The sequence below is a fragment of the Neolewinella aquimaris genome, assembly GCF_014197245.1.
Classification (GTDB): domain Bacteria; phylum Bacteroidota; class Bacteroidia; order Chitinophagales; family Saprospiraceae; genus Neolewinella; species Neolewinella aquimaris.
Map to the genome: position 1 here is coordinate 1 of NZ_JACIFF010000017.1, position 5,424 is coordinate 5,424.

A 5,424-nucleotide genomic window follows, 5' to 3' on the forward strand; every position below is an offset into this window, starting at 1 on the left:
ACCAAGGGCAATGACTTGATGTAATATTGGATCTGAATGTGTTATAACTTTAATCTGCAATTGTAAGTTTTGTTTTAGTTGCACCTAACGGGGGCGCCCACGCAGCCGGGGCTTCTTTACTTGAACCCGACCCACTTCAACCCACCCACGAGGGGGCGGCGCGGCGGCATGGACCGAAACCGACCAACGGGAGCTTTCGGGCCATTGACGACGGGACGTACCCGGGCATCGGTTGAACCTCACCAACACTACCCTACCCGGCCCCGGTTGACGCTGGGCGCAGTGTTGGGCGAAGTTTAATTTTTTTGAAATTGAAGGTTAGATAAAAACTTCAGGTTGCGATCTTTCTCCTTTATAAGTTCACCTAAAGTATAAGTGAAGATTTTATGCTTTTTACTTGGCTTATACTGCGTGACAAAATCTAGGTACTTCGATACAGATTGAGTGTTCCTGACGATGTATGTTGAGTAGAAATTTCTGTAAAATTCTCTTGCTAGCCCAGAAACAGCACGAGAGTTTTTAACCTCAAATACATTCGTTTGAATAATTTCGGTCATTTGATAAAGTCGTAGTCTTTTATTTTCTATAATATACTTTTTCAGATCCCTATAATTATCCCCTACAAAGTAACTTTTCTCCAATTCCTTTTCTAGTTCTTCTATAGAATACTTTTCTACAGTATCCTTCTTGAATGATGAGAATATTTTCGATTCTAACTCAATCCTTGATGCATCAAAATAATATTGAATAGCTTCAGAAAAATTTAATGAGTTCATTTCTTTTTCTGCAATTATTGCACTATTTATTAAGTCTCTTGATTTATCTTCAAGAGCCGACCAGAAAGGGGAATTTTTAAATCCATAAAAAACTAAATCATTGTACTTTTCAAAATTTTCAAGAATAAAATCTATTTTATTTGAAATGGAGCTTAGATTTTGCTGTGAAAATTCTTTATTTTCTTCCTCTGCCGTTGGTTCGTCTTCATCAATTCTCTCAAGTAATTTTAGCAGTGATAAATTAATTTTATTTTTTTCTTCAAAATGACTGCTTAGTCCTAAGGTTTCATTTTGAGTGATAATCTTAAACCTTGCAGATAGGAGAATAACTTGATTCAGTAACTCCTTAGAGTCCTTTTTGGTCAGCAATTGATATAATTCGTCGATAGCCTTACCTGTATCAGCATTCATTATATATAATCGGATAGTATTTTTAAGCTTCATAATGACTATCTTGTACGAGAAACAAATTCATAGGTGAATAGCATGTCTATTGAACTTTGTAAAGTATGTTTGTGGATCATACAGGCTGTCGCCCAACGCATTCACTCGCGCAGTCGATCAATTTTTTATAGATTCAATTGTTAGTCATCAATTCTAGATCTATCAGCAGATTCTAGATACTGACTAAGTGTTGTTAGATCGCCAAATATTGGGCACAAAACTTCACGAAATCTATTCATTGTTCGATCATCTTCGGGAATAGCAAAGAAGGCTCCTGCTTCTGGATCGAAGATGATCTTGGAAATTAGGTCAGGATCTGTTTTCTCAAGTACCTGGATAATATGGCCTTCCCAGGAGTATCCATTTCCTGAATAACCATGAGCCTCAAATACCGGATAGTACAAATCAAATAAATTCCCTTCAATATCAGCCGTAATGGTTAGCCCATGTGTAGTGCTAAATTCGAAGGGACAATCAGCTTTATTCATTGAATTATTGGTTTTGCAACTGCATATTTGAAGTGCTATGGTAAGCAATATTATCTGACTTTTCATCATGTCATCCTAATTTATCGTGATTGAGTTGATTTTGAGCCATCGATCTTATTTTGACCGCCTTAAATGGCGGCCTTTCGCCCAACGAGGGCGCCGGCGCAGGCCGGCTTCACCAACCAGCGTCCGGATCTCAGGCAGCTTTTCGATTGCTTTTTAAATCTTCATCGACACCCAAAAGGCTCACCGCCGGCTTGACGATGGCGCGGTGTTGGGCGAATATTTATTCTATAATTTCTACACCAGAATCTTCCAAAAAAGATCTAATGTGTAGTCGGGCTGTTTCGTTTTGTGTTATCTGACTGTTTGTTGCTTGTATCCAGTAATCAAGTATTGCATCGCTGGAATTAGCCATATCTGTTTTAGAATCCTCAAGTGATACGTTTACTCTTAAGTAGTTTGAACTACTTTGATGTAACTGGAACAAAACTTGCAAATGTTGGTCTGTTACTTCGACTGGACCTCTCATAGCTAAATCGATTACCGGTCTCGCCCATTGAAATTTACCCCAGTTTTTCGCCTTTTGACTATCTAGATTACCAGTACTTGATCCAGTACCAATTGACAATAAATGAATCTGACTCAACCCATTGATAAAATCTACTTGATAATACTTACTATCAATATTGGCAAGTATTTCAGATAAAACGCCGAAGGATGGATTATTCATAAATATACCTCCATCGATACAATGAATTTTCTCTCGTTCATAGTCCATTGCAAAAGTTGGAAAGTATGTTGGTGCTGCGGAACTCGCTCTACATACTTCTGTCAGCAAACTATTTTTGTATGGATCGAGATTTGCCTCCCTAGTAGTAAAATAAACTGGTTTCTCTCTATGAATATCGTATGCAGTTATAAAAACCGGCAATAAACAGTCCGAAATTCTTCTGCTACCAAAGTATTTATCTAACGTGTTATCTAATGAATCAGCCTTATAGGATGGTTGGTAAATTGATTGAAACCGTCTAAAGGTATTCAGTCTTGGAAAGATAGCTTTCCCTTCTAAGGTATATATTTCTTGAATAGTGTCAGCGGAATATAACCTTTGCCCTACAACTACGTTATTTTCATCTTCTATTAAAATAGCACAAGTTAAAAGCGCGCCTGTCGATGTACCAGCTACAACATCAAATATTTGATGTATTTGCTTGCCAGTTATTTTTTCAATATATTTGATGACCTGCAAAGGTATAACACCTCTTAAGCCTCCACCGTCGATACTCAGCACTCTCAGTCGCCTCATTGAAATTAAGCGTAGAGTTTTTCAAAAAAATCGACTACGATTTTATAGGTAGTATTGAATTCAAGCTCATCAACTAGTTTCTTATCATGTTCTTCGTAGCGATTCGGATCCATTCCAAATACATTGAATGAAATAGTAACTTCGCCACTATATACTGAGCCTTCAAATTTAATGGAAGGTCCATTTAATCTACCTCTTGATGAACTATACATTTGACTGGTAATAATATCGATAGAGTTATTAAATTGGTCGGTGGTTATAGGTTTGGGTTTCTCACCTATCAAGACTAGGTAGACTAGATAACTATTGTTGGGGGTAAATCTAAAAGGATCATCATAATACAATTTGATTTCGCTACTTCCGAAGCCATCGGTAGATTCTATTCTATCTATGACATCTCTTAGAGTTTTTCTCGAAAAAAGAACGAATTGGCTATCAAAATTTTCGATACTAGATTGGCTCCTTCTACGCTTCTCAAGTAGTCGCTTTAAACGTTCATCGTTTTCATTACTCATTACATCCAAATTATTGTTTGGGGAACAGATGAAACACTAGATTGTTTGTTTCGCCCAACGGATGTGCAGACGAAAGCCCGGCTACCACCGACCAACTTTATAGACACCGGTTTACACCAACCCTAGATTCTTTACCAAACGGAATTCACCCGCGCCCTCGCCGGGTTGACGTATGCACGATGTTGGCGGATGTGCTTCTTCCTAATAAATCTCTAGCCCTGGTCGATTGCTCAAGGTAACTGGACAGGCACCTTCGTCAGTACTGATTCTTTTAAATACTCCTTACTGCTCTACCCCTCGTCTGCAACGCTAGCAATCACACTGCGGCAGCTATGGGTAAATCTGGAATGATGCCACTAATGGACAGTAGAGTCAATCCGGCTACCACCAACTAGCTCTATAAGCACCGAGACACACTAACCTCTCAATCCTTCTCCAACCAGAACCCTCCCGCACCCTCGCCGGGTTGGCGTATGCACGGTGTTGGCGGATGTGCTTTTTGTTTTAATTTTGTAATTCGGGTCAATGATTATCGACAGCAAATTTTTTAATGATGGATGAGTTGCTCTCGACAGCTTGAAATTTGAAGAAGAAATTTTCCTCGTAGGTTAACAGACTTTGAAGCGAGCATAATTTATATGCTGTTATCTACTGAACTTCTCATACATTCTACGAATCATACTCCGAGTTTCCGGGTTCTCAAATTCCGGGTATTTTTCCGGTGCACCAGTTAATTCTTTCCACATGCTATTTAACTGTCGCGAATCTTCACGGGTCATTTTAAATGACTGCTCTTCCAAAATTGTGTATGCACCCATCTTTGCCTCAAAAGAATGAAAAAATAAAATTTTGAATATTTCTAACAATTTGGTACTACAGTCAAGGCCTTGTAAGGCATACACCAAAGTTCCATTGTAATTGTAGTTCGCAGATTTAAAGATTGCTTCAAGTAATGGATTTAAGGCTTTCTGAGCTTTTAGTTCTCTAAGAGCTAATCCACTTGCGTTTCTCGTACTAGGTGATGAGGATTTTAGCAATTGGATGAGATACCGTATGATTTCTTCTCCTCCAGTTTGCGCCAGATTGTCTGAAGCTTCCAATGCTACAGTCCAATTCTCAGAGCAAATGTCTTTCTTCCACGTTTGAATTGCTATGTCTGTAGGAGTCATGAGCATATGATTTAGAGAAGCGTAAGTAGTTCAGCATTTCCGCCAACGGATGTGCAGGCGCAACCCGGCTACCACTGACCAGCATGACGGGTAGTGGGACTCACCAACCCTAAGATGCTTTACCATACGCAGCCCTCCCGCACCCTCGCCGGGTTGACGTATGCACGATGTTGGCGGATGTGCTTCTTTTTAATAAATCTCTCGTCCTGGTCGATTGCTCAAGGTAACTGGACAGGTACCTTGAGCAGTATTGATTCTTATAAATAATCCCTACCGCTCCACCTCTCGTCTGCAACGCTAGCGATCACGCTGCGGCAGCTATGGGTAAATCTGTAATGAGGCCACCACTGACCGATAAAGACAACCCGGTAACCAGCAAGGCTGGGTGGGGATGGCTGGCATCTGCAAAAACCCCCGAGCAGGGGAATTTTTGCAGATTGACGCCAGCGCCAGCTAGCCGGGCATCCTCGCTACCCACCAGCACTCCGGCTGAAATTGGTGGGTGGTGATTGATGGTGAATGGATAAAGTTGTTGGTGTGTCTAGCAATTTCGTGAGTGGATGATATCGATTCTTTGTTGTTGATCTTAGCCTAACCGGATGCAATAGACCCTTCCATCCACCGAGTGGCTCAATCTGGTAGTCAGCTCAATGTGGACCATTAAATGGTGAGTATCCTGAGCCGTGCGGTAGCATAATTAAGTGTCCTGCGGGCTCAGGCCTC

The 5,424-nt window shown here is 40.4% G+C and carries 5 protein-coding genes; all 5 read right to left on the bottom strand.

Going from position 1 to position 5,424, the window contains the following annotated elements; translation table 11 throughout:
- Positions 1–296: 296 nt before the first annotated feature.
- A complete protein-coding gene (locus GGR28_RS18730) occupies positions 297–1,220 on the bottom strand; it encodes a hypothetical protein (RefSeq protein WP_183497367.1) in 924 nt (307 codons plus the stop codon).
- 140 nt (positions 1,221–1,360) lie between these two features.
- Entirely contained in the window at positions 1,361–1,708 is a 348-nt protein-coding gene (locus tag GGR28_RS18735; protein WP_183497368.1) for an Imm51 family immunity protein, read from the bottom strand.
- Between the two features lie 286 nt (positions 1,709–1,994).
- Entirely contained in the window at positions 1,995–3,017 is a 1,023-nt protein-coding gene (locus GGR28_RS18740; protein WP_183497369.1) for a patatin-like phospholipase family protein, read from the bottom strand.
- A 5-nt stretch (positions 3,018–3,022) separates the two neighbouring features.
- Positions 3,023–3,532 carry a hypothetical protein gene (locus GGR28_RS18745; protein ID WP_183497370.1) on the bottom strand — a complete coding sequence of 170 codons (510 nt, stop codon included), beginning with the start codon at positions 3,530–3,532 and terminating at the stop codon, positions 3,023–3,025.
- 644 nt (positions 3,533–4,176) lie between these two features.
- Entirely contained in the window at positions 4,177–4,701 is a 525-nt protein-coding gene (locus GGR28_RS18750) for a HEAT repeat domain-containing protein (RefSeq protein ID WP_183497371.1), read from the bottom strand.
- Positions 4,702–5,424 lie beyond the last annotated feature (723 nt).

What these genes read in the sequence shown, in the direction of transcription:
- GGR28_RS18730 (WP_183497367.1), bottom strand. Translation starts at nt 1,220, where the DNA reads ATGAAGCTTAAAAATACTATCCGATTATATATAATGAATGCTGATACA.
- GGR28_RS18740 (WP_183497369.1), bottom strand. Translation starts at nt 3,017, where the DNA reads ATGAGGCGACTGAGAGTGCTGAGTATCGACGGTGGAGGCTTAAGAGGT.
- GGR28_RS18735 (WP_183497368.1), bottom strand. Translation starts at nt 1,708, where the DNA reads ATGAATAAAGCTGATTGTCCCTTCGAATTTAGCACTACACATGGGCTA.
- GGR28_RS18750 (WP_183497371.1), bottom strand. Translation starts at nt 4,701, where the DNA reads ATGACTCCTACAGACATAGCAATTCAAACGTGGAAGAAAGACATTTGC.
- GGR28_RS18745 (WP_183497370.1), bottom strand. Translation starts at nt 3,532, where the DNA reads ATGAGTAATGAAAACGATGAACGTTTAAAGCGACTACTTGAGAAGCGT.